The sequence below is a fragment of the Pokkaliibacter sp. CJK22405 genome, assembly GCF_046614695.1.
In the GTDB taxonomy this organism is placed as follows: domain Bacteria; phylum Pseudomonadota; class Gammaproteobacteria; order Pseudomonadales; family Balneatricaceae; genus Pokkaliibacter.
Genome location: NZ_JBKKHQ010000001.1, coordinates 224,802 through 239,055, shown reverse-complemented (window position 1 = coordinate 239,055; position 14,254 = coordinate 224,802). Strand labels below are relative to the sequence as shown.

Annotated in this window: 11 protein-coding genes; 8 read left to right on the top strand and 3 right to left on the bottom strand. The window is 55.2% G+C overall.

Features of this window, described 5'->3' with window-relative positions:
- Window positions 1-290 precede the first annotated feature (290 nt).
- Genes ptsP through ACKC9G_RS01150 form a run of 3 tightly spaced genes read left to right on the top strand, consistent with a single transcriptional unit; the run spans window position 291 to window position 5,966 of the window.
- Window positions 291-3,221, top strand: coding sequence for a phosphoenolpyruvate--protein phosphotransferase (gene ptsP / locus ACKC9G_RS01160; protein WP_411403096.1), 2,931 nt, complete (start codon window positions 291-293; stop codon window positions 3,219-3,221).
- On the top strand, window positions 3,214-4,182 hold the full coding sequence (pfkB, locus tag ACKC9G_RS01155; protein WP_411403095.1) for a 1-phosphofructokinase: 969 nt from the start codon (window positions 3,214-3,216) through the stop codon (window positions 4,180-4,182). Before ptsP ends, pfkB begins: the two co-directional genes overlap by 8 nt.
- Window positions 4,179-5,966 (top strand): PTS fructose-like transporter subunit IIB, encoded by a 1,788-nt coding sequence (locus tag ACKC9G_RS01150; protein ID WP_411403094.1) that lies wholly within the window; start codon window positions 4,179-4,181, stop codon window positions 5,964-5,966. Before pfkB ends, ACKC9G_RS01150 begins: the two co-directional genes overlap by 4 nt.
- 72 nt (window positions 5,967-6,038) lie before the next feature.
- Here the strand turns inward: ACKC9G_RS01150 and ACKC9G_RS01145 are convergent, their stop codons facing one another.
- Window positions 6,039-6,689: a DUF5610 domain-containing protein gene (locus tag ACKC9G_RS01145; protein WP_411403093.1), complete on the bottom strand. Its 651-nt coding sequence runs from the start codon at window positions 6,687-6,689 to the stop codon at window positions 6,039-6,041.
- A 337-nt stretch (window positions 6,690-7,026) separates the two neighbouring features.
- Here ACKC9G_RS01145 and ACKC9G_RS01140 point away from each other — a divergent pair, with 337 nt between their 5' ends.
- Window positions 7,027-7,413: a DUF2946 domain-containing protein gene (locus ACKC9G_RS01140; protein ID WP_411403092.1), complete on the top strand. Its 387-nt coding sequence runs from the start codon at window positions 7,027-7,029 to the stop codon at window positions 7,411-7,413.
- Between the two features lie 10 nt (window positions 7,414-7,423).
- A complete protein-coding gene (locus tag ACKC9G_RS01135) occupies window positions 7,424-8,809 on the top strand; it encodes a PepSY-associated TM helix domain-containing protein (protein ID WP_411403091.1) in 1,386 nt (461 codons plus the stop codon).
- Between the two features lie 63 nt (window positions 8,810-8,872).
- On the opposite strand, the gene dapA is transcribed toward ACKC9G_RS01135, so the two are convergent.
- Both dapA and ACKC9G_RS01125 read right to left on the bottom strand, forming a co-directional pair.
- Window positions 8,873-9,745, bottom strand: coding sequence for a 4-hydroxy-tetrahydrodipicolinate synthase (gene dapA, locus ACKC9G_RS01130; protein ID WP_411403090.1), 873 nt, complete (start codon window positions 9,743-9,745; stop codon window positions 8,873-8,875).
- Window positions 9,746-10,091: 346 nt separating this feature from the next.
- A complete protein-coding gene (locus ACKC9G_RS01125) occupies window positions 10,092-10,907 on the bottom strand; it encodes a DODA-type extradiol aromatic ring-opening family dioxygenase (RefSeq protein ID WP_411403089.1) in 816 nt (271 codons plus the stop codon).
- A gap of 214 nt (window positions 10,908-11,121) precedes the next feature.
- Here ACKC9G_RS01125 and ACKC9G_RS01120 point away from each other — a divergent pair, with 214 nt between their 5' ends.
- The 3 genes from ACKC9G_RS01120 to ACKC9G_RS01110 all read left to right on the top strand — a co-directional run bounded on the left by ACKC9G_RS01120 (window position 11,122) and on the right by ACKC9G_RS01110 (window position 14,149).
- On the top strand, window positions 11,122-12,069 hold the full coding sequence (locus ACKC9G_RS01120; RefSeq protein ID WP_411403087.1) for a 2-hydroxyacid dehydrogenase: 948 nt from the start codon (window positions 11,122-11,124) through the stop codon (window positions 12,067-12,069).
- 76 nt (window positions 12,070-12,145) lie between these two features.
- Complete coding sequence (locus ACKC9G_RS01115) at window positions 12,146-13,249, top strand: diacylglycerol/lipid kinase family protein (protein ID WP_411403085.1); 1,104 nt, start codon at window positions 12,146-12,148, stop codon at window positions 13,247-13,249.
- Window positions 13,250-13,252: 3 nt separating this feature from the next.
- Window positions 13,253-14,149 (top strand): metallophosphoesterase family protein, encoded by an 897-nt coding sequence (locus ACKC9G_RS01110; RefSeq protein WP_411403083.1) that lies wholly within the window; start codon window positions 13,253-13,255, stop codon window positions 14,147-14,149.
- Window positions 14,150-14,254 lie beyond the last annotated feature (105 nt).

Sequence of the window (14,254 nt, the reverse complement as noted above, 5' to 3'; positions counted from 1 at the left end):
ATTCGTACTGTTTAAAGTGATGGCTCTGAGCTATATCCCCAGAGTCGTTTTTATTCTAGCTGTCGATTCGTTTTTTTTGATACTCGACTATTGGATGCATCGTCAAACTTGATTTTTTTGCTGAATCCATTCAGCCTGCTTAGCAGAAACGGTTTAGCATCTAAAAATCCGGCTATATCTTAAATTGGCCGGAATAAGAAACACTCAAAGGCTCAGCGGTTCATTAAAGGATGTTGCCCTGCATCCTGATCCGCTGGAAGTAGGGCCAAGGCCCGCTCTGGAGGATAACAATGTTAAAACTCACCTCCGCTGACATCAGGCTTGCTGCCAACGCAGCAGACAAGGTCGAAGCAATTTCCCAACTGGCGCACTGGATGGCAGAAGAAGGCCTCGTCGAAGCCGGTTATCGGGAAGGGATGTTGACGCGGGAAACGCAAACATCCACCTATCTTGGCAATGGTATCGCCATTCCCCACGGCACACCGGAAACTCGTGATCAGGTGAAAACCACGGGCGTGCGGGTGATCCGCTTTCCGCAAGGCATTGAATGGGGGGAAGGCAACACGGTGTATACCGCGGTGGGTATTGCTGCGCGTTCCGATGAGCATCTGGAAATTCTCCGAAAGCTGACCCATGTGATTGGCGATGAAGCGCTGGCCAAGCGGGTACATACCTCGTCAGAGGCAGACGAAGTGCGCCGCTTGCTGATGGGGGAAGTGGAAAAACCGGCCAATGGTGAGTTTCTGTTCGATCAGGAGCTGGTGCGCCTTGGCATTCCCGCTGACAGCTACGCCGAACTGACCGCGATTGCCGGTGCTCTGCTTTGGAACCGCAGCGCCTTAACCCAGCATGAAATGCTGCAGCTCAATACCCGTCAGCCCATGCATCTGGGTGAAGGGGTGTGGCTGGTATCTCAACCGACGATGGCCACCAATAGCGCGGCAGCAGCGGTAATGCCTCATCAGCAACTTCATCATGGCGATGCACCGCTAACATTGCTGCTCGCCATGTCAGTGCGTGATGAACAGCATCTGGCGTTTCTTGAGCGCTTAATGGTGATGAAGCTTGCCGATGGCATGGGCGGTTTGACTTCGGCCCGACGTCCTGTCGATCTCGCGCGGTTGCTGAGTCAGGATGCGCTCGCCGGTGAGCACCGTGATTGCCCGATTGCCATGGAGCATGGCTTGCATGCTCGTCCTGCTTCCGCGCTTTCTCGTCTGGCTAAAACCTATGAAGAAGCTATCTGGGTGGAGAACCTCGATGCCGAAACCTCGGCGGTGTCAGCGAAAAGTGTCACCAAGCTGATCAGCCTGGGGGCGCAATTTGGCCACCGCCTGCGCTTTACCGTGGAAGGTGAAAAGGCGGCCTCTATTCTGGCCGCGCTTGCCGATGCCGTGGCGAAAGGGTTGGGCGACCCTGTGGTGGCGTTGCCCAAAGGCGGCTTCACTGCGCCGTCCAGCGAATCATCCAACAGTGATCAGGCGCTGGCTTCAAATGCCTCCGTCGCTGCTGCGTCAGTCAAAGCCCCTGCCGCAGGCGATGTCATTTCCGGGCTTGCCGGTGCGCCGGGCATGGCCATTGGCGTCACCCGCCTGAAAGCCGATGAGCGTTTTGAGGTGAGCAAAACCGGTCAGGAGGCTGCTACCGAGCAGCAGGCGCTGAAAGAGGCCATTGCTCAGGTGGATCAGCGTTTAGCCACACGTTCCCAGAGTAATACCAATACCGAGCTTGCGCAGATTCTGGCGATGCATCGTGAGATTCTGGCCGACCCCGCGCTGGAAGATGATGCACTGGCGTACATCAAGCAAGGCTACAGCGCCGCGTGGTCATGGCAGCAAAGCTATGAAGCGCTGGCGAAAATTCAGGCCGACAATAAAGACGTGCTGCTTGCCGAGCGCGCCATTGATATTCGTGACGTCGGCGGCCGTGTGCTGGCAATTCTCTGTGGCAAAGCAGAAGTAACGGTCAGCGATGCGCCGCATATTCTGATCTGCGATGAAATGACGCCTTCCGCCATTGTCGAAATCGACAAAAACGTGGTGCTTGGCGTGGTTTCTGCCGCAGGCGGCGTCACCTCACACGCCGCGATTCTGGCCCGCACTCTGGGCATTCCGTTGCTGGTCGGTTGCGGTGATGCGGTCAAACTGATCGCCGATGGCACGCCCGTCGTGCTCGACTGTGAAAGCCGCTCGCTGTTGGTTAACCCCGGTGATGACAAGCTGGATGCGGCACGGGCTGAAGCTACGCGCCGTGAAGCAGAAGAGGCTGAAGCGGCCGAACACCGTCTTGAGCCTGCGATCATGACCGATGGGCATCACGTGGAAGTGATGGCCAACCTGACAGCGGCCAAAACCACTGAGAGCGCAGTTGAGCAGGGTTGCGATGGTGTTGGTCTGTTCCGCTCCGAGTTTATTTACATGGACTATCCGCAGGAGCCGGATGTAAGCCAGCAGGAAGCCGAGTATGCGCGGGTGCTGGATGGACTGAATGGCCGTCCGCTCATTGTCCGCACGCTGGATGTCGGCGGTGATAAGCCCTTGCCTTACATGCCGATTGCCCGCGAGGAAAACCCGTTCCTCGGTATTCGTGGTGTGCGCCTGTCACTGCGCTATCCCGATACGCTGCGCCGTCAGCTGCGCGCGCTGCTGTCTGCCGCTAAAGGACGTGATCTTCGCATCATGTTCCCGATGGTGACGGACATTACCGAATGGCGTGAAATTCGCGCCCTGTTCAATGACGTTGCCAGCGAGTTTGGTAACCCGGACATCAAGCTCGGCATCATGATCGAGGTGCCATCGGCGGCGATGATGGCCGATGTGTTCGCCAAGGAAGTCGATTTCTTCAGTATCGGCACCAATGACCTGACCCAATATGCGCTGGCGATTGATCGCGGCCATCCGCTGTTGTCGCGTCAGGCCGATGCCCTGCATCCGGCGGTGCTGCGCCTTATCGACACCACCGTTGCCGCCGCCGAAGCCAATGGTATCTGGGTGGGCGTTTGTGGTGAGCTGGCCAGTGACCCGCTTGGCGCCAGCATTCTGGTGGGCCTCGGTGTGAAAGAGTTGTCCATGTCGGCACGGGCGATTGCGCGGGTTAAAGCCCAGCTTCGCAAAATGAGCCTGACCGATGCGCAGGCACTGGCACAGCAAGCGCTTAAATCCGAAAGTGCCGAAGCCGTGCGCGAGCTTTCACCCGATTTTCGGGGACGCGCTCATGACTAGCCCAAACAAACCTATTACGACACTGACACTGAACCCCGCACTGGATTTAACCGTCCAGCTCGGTGAGTTGCAGCCTGGTGAAGTGAACCTCGCGCACGATGGCAATCTGCGTCCGGCGGGCAAAGGTATTAACGTTGCAATGGTGCTGTCTGATCTGGGCAATCAGGTCACGGTCAGTGGCATTCTCGGTCAGGAAAATCGCGCGGCTTTTGATGAACTGTTTCATGAACGCGGCTTTGATAATCGCTTTATTTATGAAGCGGGCAGCACCCGGGTGAACGTCAAACTCTCGGAAACGGGTGGCCGCGTCACCGACATTAATCTGCCCGGCATCATCGTCAGTGATGACACCAAAGCGGCACTCAATCAGCAGCTGGAAGCGCTGGAAGCAGGCTCGGATGTGTTCGTTTTAAGTGGCAGTTTGCCGCGAGGGCTGGCCGCGGATACCTATCACCATCTGATCAATACATTACATCAGGCCGGAAAGCGCGTGGTGCTGGATACCAGCGGCAAGGCGCTGATGGCAGCGGTATCTGCCGCGCCGTGGCTCATCAAACCCAATGTGGAAGAGCTGGAACAGTGGGCAGGACGTGAACTGCCTGAGCAGCAGGATCAGGAACAGGCCGTGCGGGAAATGCTCAAACAGGGCATTACCCATGTGGTGCTGAGTGATGGTGAAAAGGGCGTGCGCTGGTATTCCCGCGAGGGCGCCTGGCAGGCCATTTCGCCGAAAATTGATGTCGTCAGTACCGTCGGTGCGGGCGACAGTCTGGTAGCCGGTTTGACCCATGGGCTCGTCGCCCGGCAGGCCATTCCGGAGGTGCTGCGTCTGGCAACCGCCGTGGCAGCATTGGCAGTAAATCAGGTGGGCGTCGGTGTCTCTGACCCCGACCGACTCGAGCAATTACAACAACAAGTATCAGTAACCCCACTGATGTTTTCCCTTGAGGAGAGCGTATGAATTCCCTATTGATTGTCACCCAATGCCCAAGCGGCATGACGACCAGCCACATGGCTGCCACCGCATTACAACGCGCGGCGGCGGCGCTGAATCTTGAAGTGGCGCTGGAGGTGCATTCCTCCGTGCAGCCTCATCAGCCGTTCAGTTCTTCACAAATTGCCTCTGCCGATGCGGTGATTATCGCCGCCGACGGCAAGGTGGATGTGTCGCGCTTCGCGGGCAAGCCGGTGTATCGCGGCAGTATCAGTGAAGTGATGAGCTCGCCGATCGAATGGCTGCAGAAGGCCATGTCTCAGGCGAGCGTGCAGAGCGGTCAGGCAGCTCCCGTCAGCGCTCCGGTATCAGCGGCGGCCCCTGCGATTGCAGCCTCTGGCGCATCGAAGAAAATCGTCGCGGTGACAGCCTGCCCAACGGGGGTCGCCCATACCTTTATGGCGGCCGAAGCGCTGGAAGCGGCTGGCCGTAAAGCTGGCCACCAGATTAAAGTCGAAACCCGTGGTAGCGTCGGCAGTGGCAACAAGCTCACCGAGAGTGATATTGCCTCGGCCGATCTGGTGATTCTCGCGGTCGATATCGAAGTCGACGGCGCCGAGTTTGCCGGTAAGCCGATCTATCGCACCAGCACCGGCAATGCCCTGAAAAAGTCCGATGAGGTTATCCGTCTGGCATTAAGTGAAGCCAGTGTAGAGCAGGGCGCTTCTGCTTCCGGTGCCACTTCTGCCGATGGCGAAGTGAAAAAAGTCTTTAAGAAAGAAAAAACCGGTGCCTACAAGCACTTGATGACCGGCGTGTCCTTCATGCTGCCGATGGTCGTCGCCGGTGGTTTGATCATCGCGCTGTCGTTTGTCTTCGGTATCGAGGCTTTCAAGGTCGAAGGTACGCTGGCAGCGGCGCTAATGAAAATCGGTGGTGGCTCGGCCTTCGCCCTGATGATTCCGGTATTGGCAGGTTATATCGCTTACTCCATCGCTGATCGCCCCGGTATCGCGCCCGGCATGGTCGGCGGTATGCTCGCCAGCAGCATTGGTGCGGGTTTCCTTGGTGGTATCGTCGCGGGTTTTATTGCCGGTTACGCCGCTAAGTTCCTGGTGGATAACGTCAAGTTACCGAAGAATCTTGAAGCCCTGAAGCCTATTCTGATCATCCCGCTGATTGCCACCCTGGTGACCGGCCTGATCATGATCTACGTGATCGGCGGCCCTGTGGCCTCGGTGATGGCGGCGATGACCGAATTCCTGAAGAGCATGGGTTCCACCAACGCAGTACTGCTGGGCGTGATTATCGGCGCCATGATGTGCTTTGACCTGGGTGGCCCGGTTAATAAAGCGGCGTACACCTTCGGTGTTGGTCTTCTGGCAAGCCAAACCTATGCGCCGATGGCGGCGGTTATGGCATCCGGCATGGTGCCTGCCATCGGCATGGGCATCGCGACTTTCCTGGCGAAGAACCGTTTCACTGCTCAGGAGCAGGAAGCCGGTAAAGCGTCTTTCGTGCTGGGTCTGTGCTTTATCTCTGAAGGGGCGATTCCGTTTGCCGCTCGTGATCCGCTGCGCGTCATTCCTTGCTGTATGGTCGGCGGCGCGGTGACAGGTGCACTGTCCATGCTGGTCAATGCCGAGCTGATGGCGCCTCACGGCGGTATCTTCGTACTGTTTATTCCGAATGCCATTACCCATGTTGGCCTGTATATCGGCACCATCGTGATTGGCTCGCTGATCACAGGCGTCGGCTACATGCTGCTCAAGCAAGCGGCAGCCAACAAAGCGGAAGCAGCCACTGCCTGATTCCGTCACTCAATGAAAAAAGCCCGGGCTTAGTAATAAGCGCCGGGCTTTTTTGTGGCAGAAATACCGTGATTAGTCGTCAGAAGAGCTGGTATCGCCGGAGTCACTGTCTTTGGAATAACTATCGATAAAGTCCTGTAGGCCTTTCTGAACTAAATCGTAGGTAGAGTCGATATTGCTGGAGACATCACCTTCGAGTTTCCCCATCTTGTCGAGCACATCCTTGGCATCTGAAAAGCCCTTATCAATACCGCCCCCAATCAGATCGACAAAATCAGTGAGCGCCGTATCCAGATCTTTCTCCGGATGGTTCTTCATATAACTTTCGAAGAAACTGGTACCGAAGCTGACAATACGCTTGGCGGTATTTTCAGGTGACCAGTAATCATCCTGCTGGCTGGTCTGATAAGGATTGGTCGCACTGGTGCCTGTAGTGGATGACGTCTCTGAGGAACTGTCATCAGTACTGGTGCTATCGCCATCAACCGCTTCGCTGATACGGTCCATCACCGTTTTAAAAGCGAGTTCAAGTGCGCCGGAGCTGTTACCGACAGAGCCGGTATAGACTGACTCCATCAGCTTACGATTAATCTGGTTCTGGTTGTCTTCCATGCTGGTGATACCGTTAATGCCACCAGACTCTTTCTCCGCCTGCTTGGTTTTTGCCGTTGTGGAGGCCTGGCTCGGCAGGCTCGCGGTGTCCTGATAATTGCTGATTTTCATAGAGTCCCTACCTTATTGGTACATGGTGAGTTTCAGGCCATTGACGTGTTAGGAGCACGCTTGCCTGATCACGACCCCGACTGCCTCAAGCCGGTATACGCCTCAATCTGCTTATCGGCCAAACTCTGCAAAGATTGAACAAAAATTAAGCATTATTTTGTTCGTTGCCTGTCGCCGATTTCATTGTCTTAGTTACCTATGGTGACGCCAACCCGATGTGGCCACTCATGTGCTGCAAGAAGTCATGCATTGGTGGAGCAGGGTGCGCTGATATGTCGCAGGGCTCGCTGTGGAATGGCTGCTATGATGCCTGCGCTTGCCATTGACCGGTTACCGAATGCCTCCCGTTTCTCTGCAAAAACAGTCTCGTTCATTCGCTTTTGTTGCGCTACTGGCAATGATGCTGCTCTACGCCATGCCCGTCATAAGTCAGTTGATGAAACCCGGTATGACGATGCACTGTCATGCAGACACAGAAAGCCTGAGCACTCATGACCACAAGGCAAACTCCCTTGATGCGTGCGGTTATTGCACGCTGCTTGGTCATTTGACGGCAGATTTGCCACCACTCTGGTCAGGCATCGCCACGGATTGCCCTTCATCCAGCGTGGCAATCTCAGTCATCAAGGCTATAGCACCTCACAGAAGCTTTCTTTACACCGCTCGCGGGCCACCTGTAGTGAACGCCGTTAACAAAAACCACAGAGTCACTTCTTTTACCTGAGAGCCACACTATGTCAGCCACGCCTGCAACACCGCGCGCCCACTGGATGGGATTATTAGCGCGACTTCATTTTTATATTGGTCTGTTTATTGGTCCTTTTCTGTTTATCGCCGCGTTAACTGGCACCCTTTACGTTCTGACACCACAGATAGAAAACTGGTGGTACAGCGATGCGCTGACTACAACATCTGTGGGTGAGCCTCAACCGATAGCGGCACAGATAGAAGCCGCGCAAAAAGTGGTCGGGTCGAATGCCAGCCTTTTTGCCGTCCGTCCGGGTCTCAACCCCGGGTCCACGTCCCGGGTCATGTACAGCGAAGCGGGGCTTGGCAGTTCTGAATCGCGCGCGATTTTCATTGATCCGGTCACACTGGCAGTGAAAGGCGATATGACGGTATACGGCACCAGTGGCGTATTACCACTTCGTACCACCCTGGATTACCTTCATCGCAATCTGCTGCTGGGAGATATTGGCCGAAACTACAGTGAGCTTGCCGCCTCGTGGATGTGGATTGCAGCATTGGCAGGTATCGGGCTGTGGCTACAGCAGCGCCGGAAACTGGCCAAAGCGAAAGGCTCAAAGAATGAGGGACTGAAACGCCAGCGCAATCACAGCTTGATGGGGCTTTGGATTGCCCTGGGTTTGCTATTCTTCTCCGCGACGGGGCTAACATGGTCAAAATGGGCGGGTGACCGAATTGATTCCCTGCGTACCGAGCTTAATTGGGTGACGCCTTCGGTATCGCGCAATCTTCAAACCAGTGCGTGTAACACCCCTGTCGCGGCGCATCATGATCACAACGCCATGCAGATTGCTAATCCGGTTGAGCCTTTTTCAGTCGCGCCGGATGCGTTTGATGGCATTCTGACGATAGCCAGAAAAGGTGGCATTGACGCTAATCTGCTGGAGATCAGGCCTCCTCATAAAGCCGACCAGGCATGGCTGGTTCGGGAAGTGGACCGTTCATGGCCGACGCAGGTCGATACCGTCGCGATTGATGGCGCAACCGGGCACATTACCAGCCGAGCGGACTTTGCCACATTCCCGCTGATTGCCAAGCTGATTCGATGGGGAATTGATGCCCACATGGGCGTGTTATTTGGTCTGCCCAATCAGCTGATTCTGGCGGCCTTCGGTATTACGATGATGCTGCTGATCATCACCGGTTACCGTTTGTGGTGGAAGCGACGCCCACCTGCAGGCGCCCCACTCAAGACACTGTTGGAAAGCTGGCTAAAGCTTGGCTATTTAGGTCGTGCGTTGGTGCTGTTTATCGCCGGGATACTGGGCTGGTGTTTACCGGTCATGGGAGTCAGCCTGATTGGCTTTATCCTGATCGATATTGTCAGAACGTTGCTGGCAACTGCAGACCGGCGTGAAGTGCAACCGGGTTAAATGGATGAAAAGAAAAAACGACAGCCTTCTGCTGTCGTTTTTGTTTAGGCAATCAGAATAAGACTAGATAAGACCCAGTCCTGCCATGGCGGATTTGATCGCAGCTTTGGTGCTGTCCTGGAGTGCAACAACGGGTAGACGGCAATTGGCTTCGCACAGCCCAAGTAAGGATGCGGCGTATTTCGCTCCCGCTGGATTCGGTTCCATAAACAGGGATTTATGCAGAGGCACCAAAGTATCCTGCAGCGCACGAGCTTCAGTGAACTTGCCCTCCAGACACAGGGTATTGAGCTGAGAAATCAGTTTGGGGGCAACGTTGGCTGTGACTGAAATACAGCCCATTCCACCGCCAACGGCGTAGGCCACGCTGGCGATATCATCGCCGGACAGGTAGCTGAATTCCTTGGAAATGCGGGCGCGCTCACTCAAGACGCGAGTCACATCACCGGTGGCATCCTTGATGCCTACGATACGCGGCAGTTCAGCCAGACGAGCCACCGTGTCAACATCAAGACCCACAATTGTGCGGGGCGGAATGTTGTAAAGAATGATAGGCAGGGCGGTTTCGTCATGCACCTGGCGAAAGTGCTGGTACAGGCCTTCCTGATTGGGGCGGTTGTAGTAGCCGGCAACATGCAGGGTCGCATCAGCACCGGCTTGCTGGGCATGATGGGAGTATTTGATCGCTTCGATAGGGTTGTTACTGCCTGCGCCGGCAATGACCGGAATCTGGCCAGCGACTTCACTCACGGTGACTTCGATGACTCGCTTATGTTCTTCTTCACTGAGAGTCGGGGATTCGCCAGTCGTACCGACGGGCACCAGTCCGTGGCTGCCATTATCAATCTGATAGCGCACCAGTTTCTTGAGCGCCTTCACATCAAGCTCACCATTAGTGAAAGGCGTTACAAGTGCGGTAATCGATCCCGTGAACATAGTCTGTCCTCACAGCGTTAATTAAATGTCCAGCAATGCTGGGGTTATAGTCTAGTGGCTTTTTCGGTGAACGAGAGGCTCTCTCTTCCACATTATCTGATCCCAGAAACGAGAAAGCCCCGGTGCCTTGTCTGGCTACCGGGGCTTCTGGATGCTCTGCATCTCGGGCACAACCAAACGAGGCTAACCTGGGTGGGTAACCTTACGTTTGAGCTGTTTACCAGAGTTCATGCAAAACATCATTAATTCCTTCATGCAGTTCTGACAGAACTGTTCTGAGATGGACTGCAGTCTGTCAAAAGGCTGCAGCCCCGTCAAGGGAACATCTTTCGGGTGTTTTCAGGCCTTAGGCGCCGAAGTGATAACCGCCCACTGACTTACCGATGATCCTGTCCTGATAGGAGACAACACCGGCATCATTACCGGCGGCTCCCGCCACCACCATAAGCGGAAGCAGATGCTCTTCGCGAGGGTGACAATGTCTGGCGCCCGGCGCTTTGCTCCACTGGGAGAGTTGAGCTTCGCGCGTCTGTGCATCCGCTGTGACTGACTGGCCAAGCCATTCATGAAACGCGGCGCTTGCCGGATCAGCCTGACCACCGGAAAAGAAGATGCGCAGGTTATGAAAACTCAGGCCACTACCCACAATCAGCACATCTTCATGACGCAGCGCTTCCAGCGCTTTACCCATTTTCAGGTGGGTCGCCGGATCCAGATTTTGCTGCATGGACAGCTGAATAACCGGGATATCAGCCTCAGGAAACATCAGCAGGAAGGGAATGAATACGCCGTGATCAAACCCGCGGCTGCTATCTTCAGCCACTGGGAATCCGTCCTGTTGCAGCAATTCCTTCACCCTTTGGGCAAGTTCGGGGCTGCCTGGTGCAGGGTAAGATAGTTCATAGGTGTGGGCAGGAAAGCCATAGTAATCAAATAGCATTCCGGGTTTAGGCGCAGTCATCACCGTGGGCACGTTGGTTTCCCAATGGGCCGAGATCACCAGAATAGCTTTCGGCTGGCGCGGCAGGGAAGCGCGGATACCTTTGAGGTAACTGGCCATCTTGTCCCACATGCCTTCAAGACCGGGAGGGTCCTGCATGAAAAAGCAGGGGCCGCCGCCATGAGGAATAAAAACGGTGGGCATAGGTGTTGATGCTGTCATGATGATCACCCTCAATGCGTAACACGGTGTCTTACCGATAATGATGACTTCCGCTTTATGGATGTCCGTACTTCAGTAAGGTAATGGTGCCATTCTAAGAGGCTTTGCTCTGGCAAAACATGGCCAGAATGGAAAGACACTCCTGTGTTTTTTGGAAATAATCAGCGCGACTATATCTTCTAATAGCGCTAATAAGGGATGAAGGAGAAAGCGTGTGAAAGTACTGTTTGGTGCCCCGGAAGAGGCCTGGGGAGGCATGATGTACAAACTGGCAGCCGAGCTTCCTGAGCTTGAGTTCACCGCAGCGGGGAGCTATGACGTCACCTCTCTGGCGGGCTTCGATATTCTGATCCCGACCATGACCCCCGTTTCTTCTGAGCTGCTACAAACCGCCACGCAACTTAAGCTTATTCAGCAGATTGGCGCCGGGCTTGAAGGCGTCGATCTCGATACCGCTCGTGAACAGCAGATTGCGGTGGCCAATGTCCCGACGGATAAGTCCGGGAATGCCGATTCTGTGGCTGAGCTTGGCATCCTGATGATGCTGTCACTCATCCGAAACTTCAGTGCGGTGCCGGAAGCTCTGGCCAATGGCGCATTAGGTCAGCCGCGCGGAAGAACTCTTCTCGGCAGTAAGGCCGTCATTGTTGGGCTTGGCGGATTGGGCGAGGCTTTTGCCGTTCGTTTACATGGCTTCGGTATGCAGCTTCGTGGTGTTCGCCGCCGTGTTGATGAAGAGCAGGCGCAGCGTCTGGGTCTTGAGCAGGTTTTCCCCGTTGCTGAAATTAAAACGGCAATCAGCGATGCCGACTTTGTGATTCTCACCCTGCCGGATTCAGCCGAAACGCGCGGACTGTTCAATGCCGACATGTTGAGTGCCATGAGGCCCGGTAGTTTTCTTATCAATGTCGGGCGTGGCGGGCTGGTCGAGCGGGATGCATTATTTGATGCCTTGGCTTCAGGGCATCTGGCCGGAGCCGGCCTGGATGTGTTCTGGCAGGAGCCACCTGATGCCAATGACCCGATCTTCTCCCTGAATGTGGTAGCGACGCCGCATATTGGCGGCGTAACAGATATTGCTCAGCTGGGGATCTTTCGGGCTGTTTCAGACAATCTCAGACGTTTGCAAAAAGGGCAGGAGCTGCTGTATCGCGCGGTTTAGTCCTTATATATAACCCTATTAGCTGTGCGGCCGGATGAGCGGCACAGTCCTCAGGAAGCTAACGAGGGTTAATTGCATGGATGTTATGACCAAGAATGTGGACCGTAGCGCACCTCTTCCTCAACAGAATGCCGAAGCGACGGGTTCAACACAGACCGCTAATCAACAGAACAAGCCAAATATTGATCTGACCAAGGCACCACTTCATCTGGTTGCCAATGGTTCGTCCGGTAGTGGCCAGCGTGACCAGCTGGTCAGCATTATGAAATCCCGTTGTGAAGCGGCAAATCGTGCACTGCATCTGCATTTGCCTGAGGAGCCGGATGAGTTACCCATCGCGGCTCAGGAAGCGGTTCGGGCGGCAGAGCAGGATAACGGGATTGTCATCGCGGCCGGTGGTGACGGCACCATTCGAACCGTGGTCGACAAGGTTCTCGGTAAAAACGTGCCGATGGCCGTTATCCCTATCGGCACCTTTAACTTCTTTGCCCGCAACCATGCAGTGCCGGAGGATCTGGAACAGGCCGTCGATGTTGTCCTTAATGGTCGGCTGAAGCAGGTCGATATTGGTGATATCAACGGCGAAGTGTTTGTGATTAATGCCAGCCTGGGCCTGTACACGCGCCTGATTCGTGCTCGCGAACAGCACACCAGCCGCTGGGGACGTAACCGCCTGGTAGCCACGATCTCGACACTACTCAGCCTGCTCAAAGGCGCTCCCAGTTTGTCGCTGGATATCGATTCCAACGGTCATGCCCATCATGTGAAATCGCCCATGGTCTTTATGGGCATTAACGCCTTGCAGTTGCACAGTGTCTCTCTGGATGTCGCTCATTGTGCGCTCAACAATCAGCTGGGTGTGGTGCTGATGAAGCCCACCAGCCGCTGGGCACTGATCAAGCTTTGCTTTCATGGGCTGACCCGACGTCTGAATGATGATGAAAGTCTGCGTGGTTTCTGCGCTTCCAACCTGACGATTCACTACAAGCACAAACGTATGTCAGTGGTAATGGACGGTGAGCGCCTGAAACTGGACACGCCGCTTAAGTTCAATGTGCATCGTCAGGCCGTGTCTCTAGTCGTGCCCAAGGATATTGCGGGTGCGGAAGAGCAGGTGGCCAACGATGATGTGCCGGTGCCACCGGACGCCGATGAAGTCTTACGGGATATGGAGGAATAAGCGATGCAGATTGCTCATATCTCAGACCCGCATTTCGGTACAGAGCAGTTGCCGCAGCTGCAGGCGATGGAGAAAAGCCTGCGTCAATCCGCGCCTGACCTGGTGGTGATTTCCGGTGATCTGACCCAGCGGGCACGCAAAGATCAGTACCAGGCGGCGAGGGCGTTTTTCGACCGGCTGGGTCTGCCGATTCTGGTGGTTCCGGGCAATCACGATATCCCGCTTTACAACGTATTCGCCCGGCTTCTGCATCCGTACCGTGGCTATCAGCGTCATTTTGGTGGCCAGCTGGACACCCGCTTTGTGAAGGATAACGTCGAGATTATTGGTCTGACGTCGGCCCAATGGTGGCGTCACAAAGACGGTGAAGTTGATATCAAGGCGCTGCGCCAGAAGCTCAGTGAGGAGAATCCGGCGAATCAGGAGGCAGAGAGTCAGCCCAGGCTTCGCTTAGCGGTGTTTCATCACCCTTTGGACTGCAAGCGCAAGCAGGATGAGGTCAACATCATCCGCAATGCTGATGAAGTGCTGCATACCATGATCGACTGCAAGATTGATGCAGTACTGGGGGGGCATATTCATGACCCTCTCATGCGCACCAGCGCCCATCGCTATCCACGACAACCGGCGCCTATGCTGTTTGTCCTTGCGGGCACCTGCATCTCACACCGGGTAAGAATTGGCGCGCCAAACTCCTTTAACTACCTGCGTTTGCGTCCTGAGAAGTCGCAGATTGAGACAGTACGAATGGATTGGAACAAGGATGCCAAAAGCTTCTTTGAAAAAGAGGTCCGACATTTTGAGCGGGGCGGCACCGGCTGGTTTGAATCAGCTCAGGCGGTGCATGTCAGAGACATTCATGAAACGCCAAAGCACCCCGTGAGTGATCTGATTATCTAAAGCGTCTTCTGAAGGCAGGCATCGGTACTGCTTCTACTCCATTAGCAACTAAACTTGCAGAAGGCTGGGCAGGGCGGAAGCAACCGCTATAATGCCCGGCTGATT

Coding starts and splice junctions, on each gene's coding strand:
- ACKC9G_RS01115 (WP_411403085.1), top strand. CDS start 12,146: ATGGATGTTATGACCAAGAATGTGGACCGTAGCGCACCTCTTCCTCAA.
- pfkB (WP_411403095.1), top strand. CDS start 3,214: ATGACTAGCCCAAACAAACCTATTACGACACTGACACTGAACCCCGCA.
- ACKC9G_RS01145 (WP_411403093.1), bottom strand. CDS start 6,689: ATGAAAATCAGCAATTATCAGGACACCGCGAGCCTGCCGAGCCAGGCC.
- ACKC9G_RS01110 (WP_411403083.1), top strand. CDS start 13,253: ATGCAGATTGCTCATATCTCAGACCCGCATTTCGGTACAGAGCAGTTG.
- ACKC9G_RS01135 (WP_411403091.1), top strand. CDS start 7,424: ATGTCAGCCACGCCTGCAACACCGCGCGCCCACTGGATGGGATTATTA.
- dapA (WP_411403090.1), bottom strand. CDS start 9,745: ATGTTCACGGGATCGATTACCGCACTTGTAACGCCTTTCACTAATGGT.
- ACKC9G_RS01150 (WP_411403094.1), top strand. CDS start 4,179: ATGAATTCCCTATTGATTGTCACCCAATGCCCAAGCGGCATGACGACC.
- ACKC9G_RS01140 (WP_411403092.1), top strand. CDS start 7,027: ATGCCTCCCGTTTCTCTGCAAAAACAGTCTCGTTCATTCGCTTTTGTT.
- ACKC9G_RS01125 (WP_411403089.1), bottom strand. CDS start 10,907: ATGACAGCATCAACACCTATGCCCACCGTTTTTATTCCTCATGGCGGC.
- ptsP (WP_411403096.1), top strand. CDS start 291: ATGTTAAAACTCACCTCCGCTGACATCAGGCTTGCTGCCAACGCAGCA.